Source organism: Uliginosibacterium aquaticum (assembly GCF_012972705.2).
Taxonomy (GTDB): domain Bacteria; phylum Pseudomonadota; class Gammaproteobacteria; order Burkholderiales; family Rhodocyclaceae; genus Uliginosibacterium; species Uliginosibacterium aquaticum.
The window spans coordinates 585,278-599,735 of record NZ_JABCSC020000002.1; the positions used below are offsets into that span (position 1 = coordinate 585,278).

Sequence of the window (14,458 nt, forward strand, 5' to 3'; positions counted from 1 at the left end):
TGAACTACCGACGCTCAACACCCGATGCCCGGGCCGCCACTCAATACACCTCACGCGAATAGATCAGCGCGTTGTTGCGCCGTGCCCCGAAGCGGATGCGCACCCGCGGGTTGTCGTCATGCAGATCGCCATCAGTGCTTGCGCTGCATGCGGCGCCGGATTGGTCTGTCCCATCCCAGTTGTACTTCAGGTATGACGGCACGGATGGCGCGAAATCAAGGTATCCGCCCCCGCTATTCGTCGGTTTGCTCAAAATGACAGCGGCACTTCCCGCCGCTAGAGTGGCCGTGCCCCCGGAAGAAATGCCGTTGAAACTGGCCGTGACGCCCGCCAGGCTGCCGTAGAGCCCTACTCCGCCAGTGCAGTAGAGGGCCGCCGCCGTGCCGGCGGTGATGGTGGAACTGGCAGGTACCGTGAGCCGGGTGCAACTATCGAGCGGCCGGCTCGCCTGTCCGTCGGCCCGCGCGAAAACGCTGCCACTCCAGTACTCGGCCCAGGTGGGCACCGGCAGGTTCTGCAAGCTGGAGCCATAGGCGCTATCGACCTTGAGACGACCGAAGTAGTAGCTGCTCGTCGTAGAGCCAGGCTGCAGTCTGGTGCCTTCTGCTGCGCCGGCAAGATCCCAGTTGAAGTTCAGGCTGCTCATGCCGACCGCATCGGCGTCCCGCGCCACGAGGCCGAAGCTGACACCATTCGTGCCGTTGTAAGGGCCGTCCACCGCGCTGGCGCTCGCCCGCCCCAGGGTGAGATCGGCCGCTACATCGGCCTGCCCGGCTGCAAAGCTGCCGCAACTGGCACAGCTGGCAGCCAGACGGGTGTTCAGCGAAACCGGTGTGCTGCCGTACTGGGCGCCAAAGAGCAGGCCATTGCTGCCCAGGCTGGTCACCACATTCAGTGGCAGACGCGCGAAGCTGCCGAAGTAATTCTGGGTGGTGCCGCCCGTGGCGCTCACTGCGGTGAGGCGAAACAAGGCGCGGGCGGGCTCACCGAGATAGGTGAAGTCACTTGCGCAGCTCTCGCTGCTGCCGATCGCTGTGGCGGTATTGATATCGCTACGGTCATTGAGCGTGTTGTTCGTTACCGCAAAGCCGTAAGGTACGAAACGACCAGAGTTGCCGCTGGTGCCGGGAGGCACTGTCAAACCGAAATAGCCGCCGGCGGGCGGCGTCGCGGTGAGCGTAAATACGCCGACCTCGGACACGGTCTGGCTCGCCTGCGTGGCCGTACCGCCGCTGGTGATACTGATCGTAGTGGGGCTCAGGCTGGCATTCACACCACCACTCGGCGCCACCAGCGTGGAGCTGAGCGCCAGGGCGTTCTGCAGATAGTTCGGCGTAGTCGGCAGCGCGCAGGTCGCGGTGCCGGCCTGAAAGGCCTTGCCTGTGACACGCAGATTGAAGGCGCTGCCAGCACTGGTGAATTTGGCGCAGCTGGTATCCGCCGCCGTGCAGCCCCAGTTGGCGTCCGGGCTATCCACGCACAGCGCATAAGGCACGGTCACGAAAGCCGCGCTGCCGGTCATCACCAGGCCGCTATCACCGGTGCCGGCGCTGCCGTCGTATTGCGCATTCAGGGTGAGCTGGCCAGCGTCCATGTAACTCAGGGTCAGGCCGCTGGCCGTACCGGTCGAGTCGAAGGCCAGCGATACGCCGGTGCCGGGGCTGGCGGTCGCCACCGTTGTGCCATTCACGGCAAGGCTCTTGCTGCCACTGGCCGGGCTGGTATAGCTGGACCAGAACTTCACGCTGCGCGTGACATTGGCAAAAGCCGGCGTGCAGGACAGCCCGTTGTCCGCCTTCTTCACCGCAGCCAGCGAGAATCGTGCAGTGCCGGTGGATGTCACACCGGCCACCTGGCTCGGAATCGTCAGCAGCAGGCCGGAATCCGCAAAAGCCAGCTGGCAGCTCGTGAGCTGGGTGCCGTTGAGGTAGCAGCGTGTGGCACTGCTGGCAGCCGGGCTGCTGGTCGCGCCGAGGGTCGTGGTGGCTGTGGTGCGCACGGCGAGGTTGCTGGTGCCACTGCCAGTAAAAGTGAGCGGACTCGTCCCCCAACTACCGTTGCTGGTTGTCAGGGTGGCCGTGGTGGCACTCGTCGCCAGCGCGCTGCAGTTGCTGTCGGCACAGGCCTTGATGGTGGCCGTGGACGGGGTACAGGTGAGCGGCGTGCCGGTGAGCTCGATGCGCAGATGATCCAGGCTGGCCGCCACCACGGCGGGCGCGATCAACAAGGTGCTGCCGATATTGTTCTCACTGCGGTTGAGGTTGGCACTCTGGGTGTCTCCATTGCCGGCAGCACTCATGGTGAAGTAACTGCCGTGAATACCCATGCCGGTATCGCCGGAGCCGCCACGGTAATACACCCCGGCGGTGGCCCCGTTTTCGAGCCCCGGCGTGATGGTGGCCGAGCCATCCTGGTCGGCGAAAAATGCCATGCGCAGACTGCCGTTTTCCATCGTGACGTGCACATTCGGCGCGGTGATGCCGCTACCACCGCCGGACTGCAGGTTGCCCGCGCAGTTGGTGGTATTGGCACTGCCACAGTTGAGCGCCTTGGCACCGCGCAGCGCATAGATCACGCCGGCGCTGCGATAGCTCCAGTCCCAGATCGTCCAGGTGTAACTAGCGGCCGCCGCTGCAGACAGGTTCAGGTAGTAGATGCGCTGCTGGATCGCCGCGCCACTGGTGTTGCTGGCCGGCGTAATCAGCGTCCAGCCAGCAGGCGGACTAAAGGAAGTCACCTCATTACCCGGCGTGGCGATCTGGGCGATCAGCACATCGCCGGAACGGGTACCGGCGGGCGGCGAGAGCGTCAGGGTGTAATCCCCCAGCCCCCCGGTCTGGTCGGCACTGCCATAGGTGACCGTGATCGCGGCCTGACCCGGCCCGATGTCCAGCCCGCACAGCAACACCATGAGCAGGAAGCGGCGCAGCTTCATCGCTCGGTCACCACCACCAGTTGGCGTTCGGTGTAATCGGCACTCTGCTGCTCGGTGGTGCTGCTTGAGGGGCAAGCCGTGCCACTGGTGCTGCAAGCCGTGGCGGTGATCTGCCAGATACTGCGGTTATTGCTGCCATCGGCCGAGCCATCCTTGAAGGCATAGGCTGTACACGCCCAGCTGACCTTGAAACCATTCAGCCCGGCCAGGCCACTGAGCGTGCCGCCAGGGCAATTGCCATTGATCTGCACGGCATACAGCCCGGCTTCGATGCCGGCCCGCGCCGCCTGCAATGCCCGCGCGCCCTGCACATCCTGGCCACTGGCGGCGAGGCTGGCCGTGCCGAGTCGGGCCACCAGCACGGCAAGGCTGGCCATGATCACGATCAGGAAGATCGCGGTCGGCAGAACGAAGCCGCGTGCCGCCTCAGGGCGTGTTATTGATCTGGATCGCATGGCTCACGGAAACGGTTTCGCCGGCACGTGCCAGCTGCAGGGAGAGATAGAGCAGACCGTTCTGGTCGATGGCTGACTGGGTGTAATCCACCGCGCAGCTGGCCACGAAATCGGCCAGCACGGCGCTGCTGGCATTCGCCGGCAGTGCCACCGGCTGGCTGGCCTGTTTGGTATAGCCCCAGATCCGGCTCAGTGTGCCGCCCGAGCTGCAGGCATAGCTCACCGGCGGCCCGATCAGCTGGACGCGCCGCCCCGGCGAGGCATAGGTGAAGATCTTGCTCGCCGAGAAGCTGATGCTGCTGGCACCAATACTGGCCAGACCCACGCTGTTGCCACCGGCATAGGCATCCAGGCCCGTCACACCAAGGTTGTAGATCACGGCCTCGGTGCCGGCGGGAATCGGACTCAGCGCCGGCGCAGGTCCGGCAAAGGAGAGGCTGGCATTGCCACCAACCGTATCCAGCGGCGTGCTACCGCAGTCGCTCTGCTCGCAGTAGCGGCCGGCCGCCAGCACCGGCAGGAATTCGATGTACCAGGTGCTGCCACTCTGCGCCACGCGCAGGCTGTTGGGCAGAGCCGCGCGGATTTCGCGGGCCATGCGGCGCAAGGCGGTATCGGCCGCATCGGCCAGCGCCGCACGGCGGGTGGTGTCCACCAGCCCCTCCATCGGCCGGCGGATGAACACCGCCACGATGGCCACCAGAATGGCCGTGATGGTCATCACCACGATCATCTCGATCAGAGTGAAGCCAGCCGCAGCCCTGTGCTCAGATGTTCGGCGCATAGCGGCTCCGGTAGCCGGTGAGGGTGATCAGGTTGCCATCCGGCGCTGTCACACTCACATCGATGCGCAGGGCGGCACCATTGTCGGCCAGCCCCAGCGCGCTGCCGGCAAGGCTCACCGCGATACTGGCGCGATAGCTCTGCAGCCCGCTGATCACTGTGCCGCTCACCGGATTGAGAATGCCGGCGTTCATGGCATAGCCGTGGTAATCGCCCACGTTGTCGAAATTGCTGCGTGTTTCTCCTGCCGTGGGGCCAAGGCCCTGCACCACCGTGCAGCCGCTTGCACTGCTTGCCGTGGCGGCATTCGGATCGTCCGGATCGCACCAGGTGAAAGGCTTGCTGGAGACTTCTTCGAGCAAGGATTCAGCAATGGCCACCTGCTGCTTGAGCAGCATCGGATTGACGCTGACACGGTTGCTGTAATCGAGTGCGCCGAGCACACCCGCCAGACCCACGCTCACCACCACCATGAAGACGATCAGCTCGATCAGCGACAGGCCCTGCTGACGCCGGCTGCAAGGGCAGGACTCAGCGCACATAGCCGGTCTCCGTCACAACCTGGATCGTCTGCACATTGGAACCACCACTCACCGTGATGCTCTGCGCGGCAGAGGGGCGACCGAGGGAATCAAAACTGAAACTGGCATTGCTGACCGTGACACTGGCCGGCGCGGCCAGCAGGTAAGCCGTATTAGTGGCTGGATCAGGCAGGCTCAGGGTGCAGCTTGCCGCACCAAAACTCGCCCCCAGGGTGAGACTCAGGCTGCTGGAGCTGATGGCCACACACACCGGGCGACGTTTGGCGACGGCGGACTTTTGCGCAAAGCGCAGCGCCTGGCGCAGCGCCTCGCTGTAGCCGAAGGCATCGAACTCGGCCCGTGTGGCAAAGCGCGGCACCGCTACGGCGGCCAGGATGCCGATCACCACCATGGTGACGACCAGCTCGGGCAACGTGAAGCCGGCTCCACTAGGGAGCCGTTTTCCTTGCAGGAACGAGACGTGTTCCGCACGCACCATGATGCAGGCAGCAAATCGGGCGGCCTATAGACCGCCCATCCGGCTTACTGACAGTTCGCCTCGGTCAGCCCAGCGACATTGAGCGCCGGCGGAACGCCCGCGGCCGTTGACTCCGTAATCGTGAAGGCACAAGCGGCCGGACCGTTCGGATCGGTAATCGTGGTCACCGTGGCCGAAGTTCCCGTCGTGGTGAAGTTGGCATCGAGCCCCGCGAGGTTCTCGTTGGTACGCAGGAAGGTTTCAGCTGCCGGATAGCCATTGACCAGATCCGTGGTGTCGTTCGGCACAAGCGCCACGTTGCCTTCTGCTGTGATGGTCGGCGTAGCCCCAGAAGGAGAGCCCTGCGACAGCCACTTGGCATGGATCAGGGTAATGGAAGACTGCACAGCCCCGACAGCCCCATTCATTTTGGCGAGACGAGCCTGCCCCGTCATGTTCACGAACTTAGGCAAGGCCACGGCGGCAAGAATGCCGAGAATGACCATCACCACAATCATCTCGATCAGGGTAAAACCACGGGCTTTTTTCATTCCATTTCTCCTTCGGCAGTCAATCAACAATCAGAACCATTCATAGGGGGTAAGCAGCACAAGCTCCACATCACTGCCATCGGGCTGCGTCGCGCGGGTCTGCCATGTCAGCTCCTTATCGGCACCGGACTGCTGCATCTTTAGAAAACGTTGGCGCTCCGGGCGATAAACAAGCTGGTGGCGCTGCGGATCGAAGCGAAAGTCGAGCGGTCGGATCTGCTCGCTCAGCGCATTCAGGCTGCTCGGGCCTGTGCTGGCCAAAAACTCCAGCGGATTGCGCCCGGGCAGATCACCGAGGGGCTGCCCATTCGCCAGGCGCCGTACTTTTTCAAGGCGCAGGCCGCTGCGCATATGCGTCACCGCTGTCTCCACGGCCGTTTTTTCGGTCAGCTCCAGCACCGTCTGGATACTGTGGCCCAGCACACCGAGCGCGATACCGGCGATCACCGTCCACATCAGCAATTCGCCCAGCGGCAAGCCGAAGGCATCCTTGCGCATGTCAGTGCTTGCCCAGCATGGCCGAGCTCAGATCCCAGATCGGCAGGAAGATACCCAGGGCCAGCACCAGCACCATGGCGCCGAGACACAGGATGAGGATCGGCTCGATGCGCGCCGAGAGGTTGTCCACCTCGTAATCCACCTCGCGCTCGTACATGCCGGCAATTTCCATCAGCAGATCGTCAATCGAGCCGGACTCCTCTCCCACCGCGATCATCTGCAGCACGATGGGCGTGAATACGCGGCTCGCCGCGGCGGTGCGCAGGATGCTCTCGCCGCGCTCGACGCCGCGCCGCATGTCATCCAGCTTGGCCGCGATATGGGCGTTATCGACCACCTGCCCCACCACCGTGAACGCCTGGATCACTGGCAGGCCGCTTGCGAGCGACAGCGAGAAGCTGCGCGCAAAGCGTGCCAGGGTGGCCTTGCGGATGGTTTCACCAATGATCGGCAGGCTCAGTTTCTGACGATGCCAGTAGAGCTGACCGCCCGGAGTGCGGACGAAGGCGCGCACGCTGAAGATCAGGGCCAGCACCAGGCCCAGCACGATCCACCAGTAATTCACACAGAAATCCGAGAAACCGATGAGGATCCGCGTCATCAGCGGCAGCTCGGTGCGAAAGCTCGCAAAAACCTTGGCAAAGGCCGGGATCACCATCCAGTTGATCACGACGAGCGCACCAGACAGGGCGATCACGACGAAGATCGGATAGCGCAGCGCGGCCTTGATCTTGGCGCGCATTTCCTTCTCGAAATTCAGGTGCTCGAACAGGCTCATGAAGATGGCATCGAGCTTGCCGGTCATCTCCCCCACCCGCACCATGCTGATGTAGAAGGGGTTGAAGGCACCGGTATCTTTCATGGCGATGGAGAGTTCGCGGCCACTGTCCAGGCTGTCACGCAGCTGCCCCAGCATGGCGGCAAAGCCCGGATGGGTGGCCGAATCGCGCAAACCGGAGAGCGCTTGCAGGATGGGCACTCCGGCCTTGATCAGGGTGTGCATCTGGCGGCTGAAGAACATGATGTCTTCATCGCTGATACGCCGCCGCGCACCGGAGAACTGGGCAAAGAGACGACTCTGCTGTGCCTCCGGGCTGATCTCCACCGGCACCAGGCCGCGCGAGATCAGCAGGTCGGCGGCGGCCGATTTCTCCGGCGCCTCGATCAGGCCCTCAAGCAACCCACCCTGGGCATCGCGTGCGCGGTAATTGAAACTGGCCATGCGCGCGCTTCCTATTCGTCAATCTGGGTGGACACGCGCATCGCTTCGGCCACCGTGGTTTCACCAGCCAGCACGCGAGCCACCGCATGGGCACGCATGGTCTTGCCAGCGAGCTGGCTGCGGGCGAGGCGGCTGAAGTCAGCCAGGCTGTTGCGGCTCAGGGCCTCGGCCAGCGGCGGTGTCATCTCCAGCATCTCGTAGATGGCTTCGCGGCCGGCAAAGCCAGAATTGTTGCACTGGCTGCAGCCCCGGCCGTGCCAGGCTTGCGCCGCAGCCCCCTTGGCCTCCCGCTCGAGCCAGATCTGCTCGTTCGCATCGAGGCTGGCCGGCGTCTTGCAGGCCGGGCAGATCATCCGCACCAGGCGCTGGGCGATCACGCCCAGCAAGGTGGTGGCGAGCAGGTATTGCGGCACGCCCATGTCGAGCAGGCGCGCCGGTGTGCTGACGGCATCGTTGGTATGCAGGGTGGAGAGCAGGAGGTGGCCAGTCATGGCCGCGCGCACGCCGATCTGGGCGGTTTCCTGATCGATCATTTCGCCGACCAGCACGATGTCCGGGTCATGCCGCAAGGTAGAGCGCAGCACGCGGGCAAAGGAGAGTTCGATCTTGTCGTTCACCTGCACCTGAGACAGGCCCGGCAAGCGGTATTCCACCGGATCCTCGATGGTGATGATCTTGGTGCTCGGAGCGTTCAGTGCAGCCAGGGTGGCATAGAGTGTGGTGGTCTTGCCCGAACCGGTCGGCCCGGTCACCAGGATCATGCCGTAGGAATGGCTGATCATGCGCCGGTAGTGAGCCAGCATCTCCGCCGGCATGCCGATGCGATCCAGATCCAGCAGGCCACTGTTCTGCGCCAGGATCCGCATCACCACCGACTCCCCATACTGAGTCGGCATGGTGGACAAGCGCACATCCACCGACTGCTGCTTGACCTTGACGTTGAAGCGCCCGTCCTGCGGCAGGCGTTTCTCGGAAATATCCAGCCCGCTCATGAGCTTCAGGCGCAGCACCAGGGCCGGGCCGACCCGGCTATCCACCTCGGTCTGCAAATGCATTTCGCCATCGATGCGAAAGCGGATCTGCAGGCGCAGCTCCTGCGGCTCGATATGCACGTCCGAAGCCTTGATCTGGAAGGCATCCTCGAAGATGGACTGCAGCAGCTTCACCACCGGTGCATCGTCTGCCGTGGTCTCCAGCGCCGGGCCGCCAAAATCGACGTAAGCGTTGCCCAGGTCGCGCTGCAGCTCATTGGCGAGACCGGTGATTTCGTGGGTGCGGCGGTAGAGGCGGTCGATGGCCCCCAACAACTGGCCTTCGGCCAGCACGGCGAGGCTCACGTCCTTCTTCAGGGTGCGGGCAATCTCGTCGTAGCCGAACACGTCCGAAGGGTCGGCCATGCCGACCAGATAGCTGCGCCCCTCATCGGCCAGCACCAGCGCGCGGAAGCGCCGCGCCATGGTTTCCGGCAACACGCTGGCCACCGCGGGTTCAACATCCTTCTCGCGCAGATCATGGAACTCGATGCCGAGCTGGCGTGCAATCGCCGTGGCGATCAGCTCTTCGGTCACGACGCCGCTTTCGACCAACACCCGGCCGAGCTTGCGCCCGCTCTGCTTCTGCTGCGCCAATGCCTCTTCAAGCTGGGCTTCGGTCACCAGCCCCTGCTGCACCAGCAACTCACCCAGACGATATTTCTGCGGTTTTCCCATGCCTTGCCCCCGACCAGCCCAACACCCGGCTTACCGGGTACGAGACCTTTAACGGCAGCGCGGTGCCGGAACTGTAGGGGCTGCGGGCAAAAGGGCAGGCTCAGTAGCGGTAGGTGTCGATCACACGGCGGACCGTCAACAAGGCCGCGCGCAAGGCCGCAAGATCCACCGAACCCAGGGCCACACGGATGGCATGCGGCACCGAGGCGGACGTGGCGAAGGGTTCCGCCGTGGAGACGGATATCCGCTCCTGCATGAGTGCGCGGGCCACAGTATCGGCCCGCGCCTCCTCCGGCAAGGGCAGCCAGACAAAGTAAGAGGCCGGATGACGCACACAGTCCACGCCCTGGAAAACGTCCGAGACGATGGCCTGACGCGCTCGCGCATCCGCGCGCTTGGCGGCTTCGAGGCGCGTGACAAGCCCCTCCTCCAGCCAGTTGCAGGCAATCGCCGTCATGACACCGGGGGTGTTCCAGGTGCTCACCCGGATGGCGCGCTCCAGCCGTGGCAGCCAGGCCAGCGGCGCGGCGACAAAACCCACGCGCAGGCCTGTGGCCACGCTCTTCGAAAAGCCCGAGACATACACGCTGCGCTCCGGTGCCAAGGCGGCCAGCGGCGGCGGCGGGGCTTCCTCCAGGAAGGCATAAGCGGCGTCCTCGATGATCAGCAGATCATGGCGGCGCGCAATCGCCACCAGTTGCCGGCGCCTGCTGGCACTCATCACCCAGCCCAGCGGGTTGTGCAAGGTCGGCATCAGATACAGGGCCCGCACCCGCCGCTGCCGGCACAGGCGCTCCAATGCATCGGGATCGATGTTGCCAGCGGCGGCCGGAATCGCCGCCAGTTCCAGGCGCTGCGCCTCGGCCAGTACCTTGAAGCCGGGATAGGTCAGCGCATCCGTCGCTACCAGATCACCGGGCTGCAGCAGGGCCATCACACTCGTCGCCAGCCCATGCTGGGCTCCCGAGACGATCAAGACCTGTTCCGCCGTGACCGCTAGCCCACGACTGAGAAGATGGCGGGCAATGCCTGCCCGCTCGTGAAGGCGCCCGCCATGCGGCTGGTAGCGCAGCAAGGCCTCCAGATCCCCCGCGCTGGCAAGCTGACGCAACGCCGTGCGCAGCAATTCGGCCTGCCCCGGCAGCGAGGGATAGTTGAAGTTCAGGTCGATCATGCCCGCAGCCACGGCTTGCTGATCGATGCCAAGCCCCTGCGGCAGGGATGTTTCGCGTACGAAACTGCCACGCCCGGTTTCACCACTGACCAGGCCCATCGCCGCCAGCTCGGCATACACGCGGCTGGCCGTGGCGAGGGAAATCCTCTCACGCGCAGCGAGCTGGCGATGCGTGAGCAGACGCGTCCCCGGCGCCAGGCGGCCAGCCCGGATATCCGCCGCCCATGCGTCAACCAGCTGTTTGTAACGTGCTTGAGGCATGCCTGAATGTATCCATGACAATTTTTTGATTGTATTGAATATTGTACTTAGGATGGCTCATCGCTCAGCGACTCCCGGAGAAAACCACGCCATGCATATCGCCATCCTCACCTTCGACGGTTTCAACGAGCTCGACTCGCTCATCGCGCTTGGCATCCTCAACCGGATCAAGCGGCCGGACTGGCGCGTTTCCATCGCCAGCCCCACCCGCCAGGTTCGCTCCATGAACGGCCTGCCGCTCGAAGCACAGGCCTCGCTGGCCGAAGCAGCCGAGGCGGATGCTGTGCTCATCGGCAGCGGGATGCAGACCCGCGAGATCGTTGCGGATGCCGCACTGATGGCGCAATTGCGCCTCGATCCGTCGCGCCAGCTACTGGGCGCACAATGCTCGGGCACCCTGGTGCTGGCGAAACTGGGCCTGCTCGATGCGGTGCCGGCCTGCACTGACCTCACCACCCGACCCTGGGTAGAGGAAGCTGATGTGGCCGTACTCAACCAGGCCTTCTTCGCACGCGGCAATCTGGCCACGGCCGGCGGCTGTCTGGCCTCGCAGTATCTCGCCTGCTGGGTGATCGCCAGGCTGATCGGAATCGAAGCGGCCGGCAGCGCACTCCACTATGTCGCGCCGGTGGGCGAAAAAGAGGAATACATCACCCGCATGCAGCGCAATATCGCACCCTATCTGGACGCCACGGCCACGCTTGCCTGAAACTGCAGCCTGCTCACTGACGGACAATCCCTAGATGTACATCCCCGCTTCCTTCCGCGAAGCGCGCAGCGAAATCCTGCACGCCTTCATGCAGGCTCATCCACTGGGCCTGCTGATCACTCACGGCCCGAGCGGTCTGCAAGCCTCTCCCCTGCCCTTTCTGTTGTATCCGGACGAAGGCGAATGCGGCGTACTGCGCGCGCATCTGGCCAGAGCCAACCCTCACTGGCAGGATCTGCAGGGGCTCCTCGAATGCCTGGTGGTCTTCCAGGGGCCGCAAGCCTATGTCACACCATCCTGGTATCCGAGCAAGGCCGAAACCCACCGGGCAGTGCCAACCTGGAATTACACCGCGGTCCATGCCTGGGGCAGGCCGGAAGTCACCGAAGACGCGGCCTGGCTACTGCGCCAGCTCAAGGACCTGACGGAGCAGCACGAGCAGCGCCGGCCTGAGCCATGGTCCCTGCGTGATCTGCCGGACGACTATCTGGCCGGCCAGCTCAAGGCAATCATCGGCATCGAAATCCCGCTCCAGCGCATTGAGGGAAAATTCAAGCTGAGCCAGAACCGCAATGCTGCGGACCGGACCGGTGTGACAAGAGGTTTGCGCGACGGGCAGGATCCCCACCGGAATGAAGCTGTCGCGGATCTGGTCGAATACGCCGACATCTCAACGCAGCTTTAGAAAGCGCAGCAGACGAAGGACGCAAGACCTATCGTGCTCGCGCCGCGTGTAATACCGGTGTGTAACGCCAGAAAGCAAAATGCCCTGCAATGCTGTGGAAACCACATGATTACAGGGCATTTGCGTATTGCTGGCGGAGTGGACGGGACTCGAACCCGCGACCCCCGGCGTGACAGGCCGGTATTCTAACCAACTGAACTACCACTCCATGAGTACAGCCTGAACTGCACTCCTTGCTCTGCCGAAAGCTGCGCTTGCGCAGCCTCCTCGAATCTGGCGTCCCCACGGGGATTCGAACCCCGGTTATCGCCGTGAAAGGGCGGTGTCCTAGGCCTCTAGACGATGGGGACCGGACGTCTCCCGCAAACCGAACCTGGCGGCACCGCTGCGAGAGGCGCGGATACTAGCACGACTGGCCCGGCAGACTGCAGCAGACGCGAAAAAAAGCCCGGCACCTGAATCGGGTGCCGGGCAATGAGACAAGACAGGGGGTCGCGCGCTATTTGAGCAGCACAGCGTAACTGTTGAGCGCGGGCGTCTCCTTGAGGCCCTGCGCGACCAGCGCAGCGACGGCTTCGGCGCCCCGTTGCTGGAAGTGCGTGGTATCCGGGTTCTTCGCGGTGCCGGCACTCTGGGTGGCGTACCAGGGCCAGGCCTTGAAATCACCGATGGCGAGCCAGTAGTTCTGCCAGTCCTGCTGGTGAGCATTGGCAAAGCTGATGGTTTTCGCTTCCAGATCGATCAGCGGGACGCCACTCGCACGGGCCGCGTCCTTCACGGTCTGGCTGTAGTCGCCCACGAAGGCGAAGCCCTGGGCGCTGTTCTGCGTCGTAAGGTGCTGCGGCACCACCGGGAAGCCGGGCTTGCGATCCTTGTTCCAGACACGCGTGGTCGGTGTCAGAAATACCGGTGTGGCACCTGCTGCGCGAGCCATGTCCACATAGCGCAGCAGCGAATTGTGGAAGCTCATCTCGGGCTTGCCTGACGGGAACTGCGGACGCCCCTGGGCGTCGTTCGGGTAGCTGCACAGCCCGGCCACATCGGCTGCGCCGCGCTCCTTCTTGCTGCCATCGCAGTTCTGATCGTTATGGCCGTGATTGATCAGCACCAGATCCCCCGGCTGCATGAAGCGCGCCATCTGCTGATACCAGCCGCCCATGTAGAAATCCTTCGAGCTGCGCCCTGCCCGCGCGGCGTTAAGCACCTTCACGCCAGCTTCGGGCCGGAAATTCGCTTCAAAAACCTGACCCCAGCCCATGCGCGGCATGCGTTCCAGTTCGTAGGTGGCCGCCGTCGAGTCGCCGACCACCAGTACGCGGACTTTGGCCGCCTTGATCGCAGCCAGCTCCTGCTGTGCGCGCTTGAAATCCAGCGCCTCGTAAGGGCCGCTGCCATTGAGGCCAACGATCGGGCGGAAGCTGATGTCAGTCAGCACCGTATAGGCGGACTCGCTGCTCGGGTTATGGTAATTGCGGTTGTGATTCACCACTTCCAGCACCGCATCCAGGCCCTTGCCATTGGCCTGCATCGGGGTCGTCACCGCGTCAAAGCGCTCGACCTCACTGACACCGGCGGCCTTCAAGGCGGCTGCAAATCCCTCCAGTGAGGTTTTCTTGGCCGCCGCCACAGCAGCCGGCGTGATGTCCGCCGCCTTGCCGGCATCGACCAGTTGTTGCGGGCCGTAGTAGTTGAGCCCCACTGCCACATCGGACACGATGCGGTCGGTCAGCGGATTGATGTTGGCGATGTTGCGGCCCGGGGAAAGCTCGGTCAGCACCGAAGCGAGGCAACGCGCGCGCAGGGTGGCGTTGTAACGGCAATTGCTGTTGTTACCGGCCTCGATGGCCGAGATCAGCAGCGGTGCGGTCAGCCCGCTCGGGTCCAGTTCATAGCGGCCACGGCTATCAGCCTGAACGTTGCGGCGCAGGCCCTTGGCATCCACGATGCTGACCCGGGCATGTGCCAACGGGCCGCCTACGGCGACCACTCCGGCGAGTTCGGGGCGATTGTCCAGCCCGGATGTAGCGCAGCCGGCCAGACCGACACAGGCTGCGGAGATGGATAGGGCCAGAAGGGTGCGGCGCGTGATCATGCAAAGAGCTCCTCGGAAGAACAATTGTTCCGGCGAGCTTAGCCTCAGGGCATGCAACGCTACTTGATGGGGATTGCGGTTCTGGATCAGGTCAGGGAAGACCGCAAGGGGTGACCCGACATGTCAACCGGGAGGCAGGCTTGCGCCCGTCTCCCGCCCGACACCGCACCGGAAGGTGCGCTACCGCCTGTCTCCGGACTCCTGGGTGCTACTTGGCGTCTCGTTTTTGTACGGGCCGAAAACCGTGATTTATTTCACAGCCCGGAGCGGAAATTAGCAGTCAAATCGAACTTTTGGAAGAGTCTTTGTAGGAATTTGTCTTACATACCGACAACCGGCCCGGTACTCCCCGCGACCGGGGGTTACGACAGACTTAACGGCAGGG

Annotated in this window: 13 protein-coding genes and 2 tRNA genes; 2 read left to right on the top strand and 13 right to left on the bottom strand. The window is 63.8% G+C overall.

The window, feature by feature from the left end; genetic code table 11:
* Positions 1–40 precede the first annotated feature (40 nt).
* The 10 genes from HJ583_RS10170 to HJ583_RS10215 form a co-directional block, all read right to left on the bottom strand.
* The gene (locus HJ583_RS10170) at positions 41–2,935 is read right to left on the bottom strand and encodes a DUF6701 domain-containing protein (protein ID WP_170021803.1); all 2,895 of its coding nucleotides are present in this window, start codon (positions 2,933–2,935) and stop codon (positions 41–43) included.
* Positions 2,932–3,390, bottom strand: coding sequence for an agglutinin biogenesis protein MshP (locus HJ583_RS10175; protein ID WP_170021804.1), 459 nt, complete (start codon positions 3,388–3,390; stop codon positions 2,932–2,934). Before HJ583_RS10175 ends, HJ583_RS10170 begins: the two co-directional genes overlap by 4 nt.
* Positions 3,362–4,174 (bottom strand): type II secretion system protein, encoded by an 813-nt coding sequence (locus HJ583_RS10180; protein WP_170021805.1) that lies wholly within the window; start codon positions 4,172–4,174, stop codon positions 3,362–3,364. The genes HJ583_RS10175 and HJ583_RS10180 overlap by 29 nt, the downstream gene beginning before the upstream one ends.
* Positions 4,158–4,715, bottom strand: a complete 558-nt coding sequence (locus HJ583_RS10185) for a prepilin-type N-terminal cleavage/methylation domain-containing protein (RefSeq protein WP_170021806.1) — start codon at positions 4,713–4,715, stop codon at positions 4,158–4,160. The genes HJ583_RS10180 and HJ583_RS10185 overlap by 17 nt, the downstream gene beginning before the upstream one ends.
* Complete coding sequence (locus tag HJ583_RS10190; protein WP_268968153.1) at positions 4,705–5,193, bottom strand: pilus assembly FimT family protein; 489 nt, start codon at positions 5,191–5,193, stop codon at positions 4,705–4,707. Before HJ583_RS10190 ends, HJ583_RS10185 begins: the two co-directional genes overlap by 11 nt.
* Before the next feature lie 44 nt (positions 5,194–5,237).
* Positions 5,238–5,723, bottom strand: a complete 486-nt coding sequence (locus tag HJ583_RS10195) for a type II secretion system protein (protein WP_170021808.1) — start codon at positions 5,721–5,723, stop codon at positions 5,238–5,240.
* Between the two features lie 30 nt (positions 5,724–5,753).
* Positions 5,754–6,221: a hypothetical protein gene (locus HJ583_RS10200; protein ID WP_170021809.1), complete on the bottom strand. Its 468-nt coding sequence runs from the start codon at positions 6,219–6,221 to the stop codon at positions 5,754–5,756.
* Between the two features lies 1 nt (position 6,222).
* On the bottom strand, positions 6,223–7,443 hold the full coding sequence (locus HJ583_RS10205; RefSeq protein WP_170021810.1) for a type II secretion system F family protein: 1,221 nt from the start codon (positions 7,441–7,443) through the stop codon (positions 6,223–6,225).
* An 11-nt stretch (positions 7,444–7,454) separates the two neighbouring features.
* Positions 7,455–9,152: a GspE/PulE family protein gene (locus tag HJ583_RS10210; protein WP_170021811.1), complete on the bottom strand. Its 1,698-nt coding sequence runs from the start codon at positions 9,150–9,152 to the stop codon at positions 7,455–7,457.
* Positions 9,153–9,252: 100 nt separating this feature from the next.
* Positions 9,253–10,587 carry an aminotransferase-like domain-containing protein gene (locus tag HJ583_RS10215; RefSeq protein WP_170021812.1) on the bottom strand — a complete coding sequence of 445 codons (1,335 nt, stop codon included), beginning with the start codon at positions 10,585–10,587 and terminating at the stop codon, positions 9,253–9,255.
* A gap of 91 nt (positions 10,588–10,678) precedes the next feature.
* On the opposite strand from HJ583_RS10215, the gene HJ583_RS10220 reads away from it, so the two are divergent.
* Together HJ583_RS10220 and HJ583_RS10225 are read left to right on the top strand one after the other, a co-directional pair.
* On the top strand, positions 10,679–11,296 hold the full coding sequence (locus HJ583_RS10220) for a DJ-1/PfpI family protein (RefSeq protein WP_170021813.1): 618 nt from the start codon (positions 10,679–10,681) through the stop codon (positions 11,294–11,296).
* Between the two features lie 34 nt (positions 11,297–11,330).
* On the top strand, positions 11,331–11,981 hold the full coding sequence (locus HJ583_RS10225) for an FMN-binding negative transcriptional regulator (RefSeq protein WP_170021814.1): 651 nt from the start codon (positions 11,331–11,333) through the stop codon (positions 11,979–11,981).
* Positions 11,982–12,112: 131 nt separating this feature from the next.
* On the opposite strand, the gene HJ583_RS10230 is transcribed toward HJ583_RS10225, so the two are convergent.
* From HJ583_RS10230 to HJ583_RS10240, 3 genes are all read right to left on the bottom strand, one after another.
* Positions 12,113–12,189 (bottom strand) — tRNA-Asp (locus HJ583_RS10230).
* Between the two features lie 66 nt (positions 12,190–12,255).
* Positions 12,256–12,331 (bottom strand) — tRNA-Glu (locus tag HJ583_RS10235).
* Between the two features lie 149 nt (positions 12,332–12,480).
* Complete coding sequence (locus tag HJ583_RS10240) at positions 12,481–14,073, bottom strand: GDSL-type esterase/lipase family protein (protein WP_170021815.1); 1,593 nt, start codon at positions 14,071–14,073, stop codon at positions 12,481–12,483.
* Between the last annotated feature and the right edge of the window lie 385 nt (positions 14,074–14,458).

What these genes read in the sequence shown, in the direction of transcription:
- HJ583_RS10195 (WP_170021808.1), bottom strand. Translation starts at nt 5,723, where the DNA reads ATGAAAAAAGCCCGTGGTTTTACCCTGATCGAGATGATTGTGGTGATG.
- HJ583_RS10175 (WP_170021804.1), bottom strand. Translation starts at nt 3,390, where the DNA reads ATGCGATCCAGATCAATAACACGCCCTGAGGCGGCACGCGGCTTCGTT.
- HJ583_RS10225 (WP_170021814.1), top strand. Translation starts at nt 11,331, where the DNA reads ATGTACATCCCCGCTTCCTTCCGCGAAGCGCGCAGCGAAATCCTGCAC.
- HJ583_RS10200 (WP_170021809.1), bottom strand. Translation starts at nt 6,221, where the DNA reads ATGCGCAAGGATGCCTTCGGCTTGCCGCTGGGCGAATTGCTGATGTGG.
- HJ583_RS10210 (WP_170021811.1), bottom strand. Translation starts at nt 9,152, where the DNA reads ATGGGAAAACCGCAGAAATATCGTCTGGGTGAGTTGCTGGTGCAGCAG.
- HJ583_RS10220 (WP_170021813.1), top strand. Translation starts at nt 10,679, where the DNA reads ATGCATATCGCCATCCTCACCTTCGACGGTTTCAACGAGCTCGACTCG.
- HJ583_RS10190 (WP_268968153.1), bottom strand. Translation starts at nt 5,193, where the DNA reads ATGGTGCGTGCGGAACACGTCTCGTTCCTGCAAGGAAAACGGCTCCCT.
- HJ583_RS10205 (WP_170021810.1), bottom strand. Translation starts at nt 7,443, where the DNA reads ATGGCCAGTTTCAATTACCGCGCACGCGATGCCCAGGGTGGGTTGCTT.
- HJ583_RS10215 (WP_170021812.1), bottom strand. Translation starts at nt 10,587, where the DNA reads ATGCCTCAAGCACGTTACAAACAGCTGGTTGACGCATGGGCGGCGGAT.
- HJ583_RS10240 (WP_170021815.1), bottom strand. Translation starts at nt 14,073, where the DNA reads ATGATCACGCGCCGCACCCTTCTGGCCCTATCCATCTCCGCAGCCTGT.
- HJ583_RS10185 (WP_170021806.1), bottom strand. Translation starts at nt 4,715, where the DNA reads ATGTGCGCTGAGTCCTGCCCTTGCAGCCGGCGTCAGCAGGGCCTGTCG.
- HJ583_RS10170 (WP_170021803.1), bottom strand. Translation starts at nt 2,935, where the DNA reads ATGAAGCTGCGCCGCTTCCTGCTCATGGTGTTGCTGTGCGGGCTGGAC.
- HJ583_RS10180 (WP_170021805.1), bottom strand. Translation starts at nt 4,174, where the DNA reads ATGCGCCGAACATCTGAGCACAGGGCTGCGGCTGGCTTCACTCTGATC.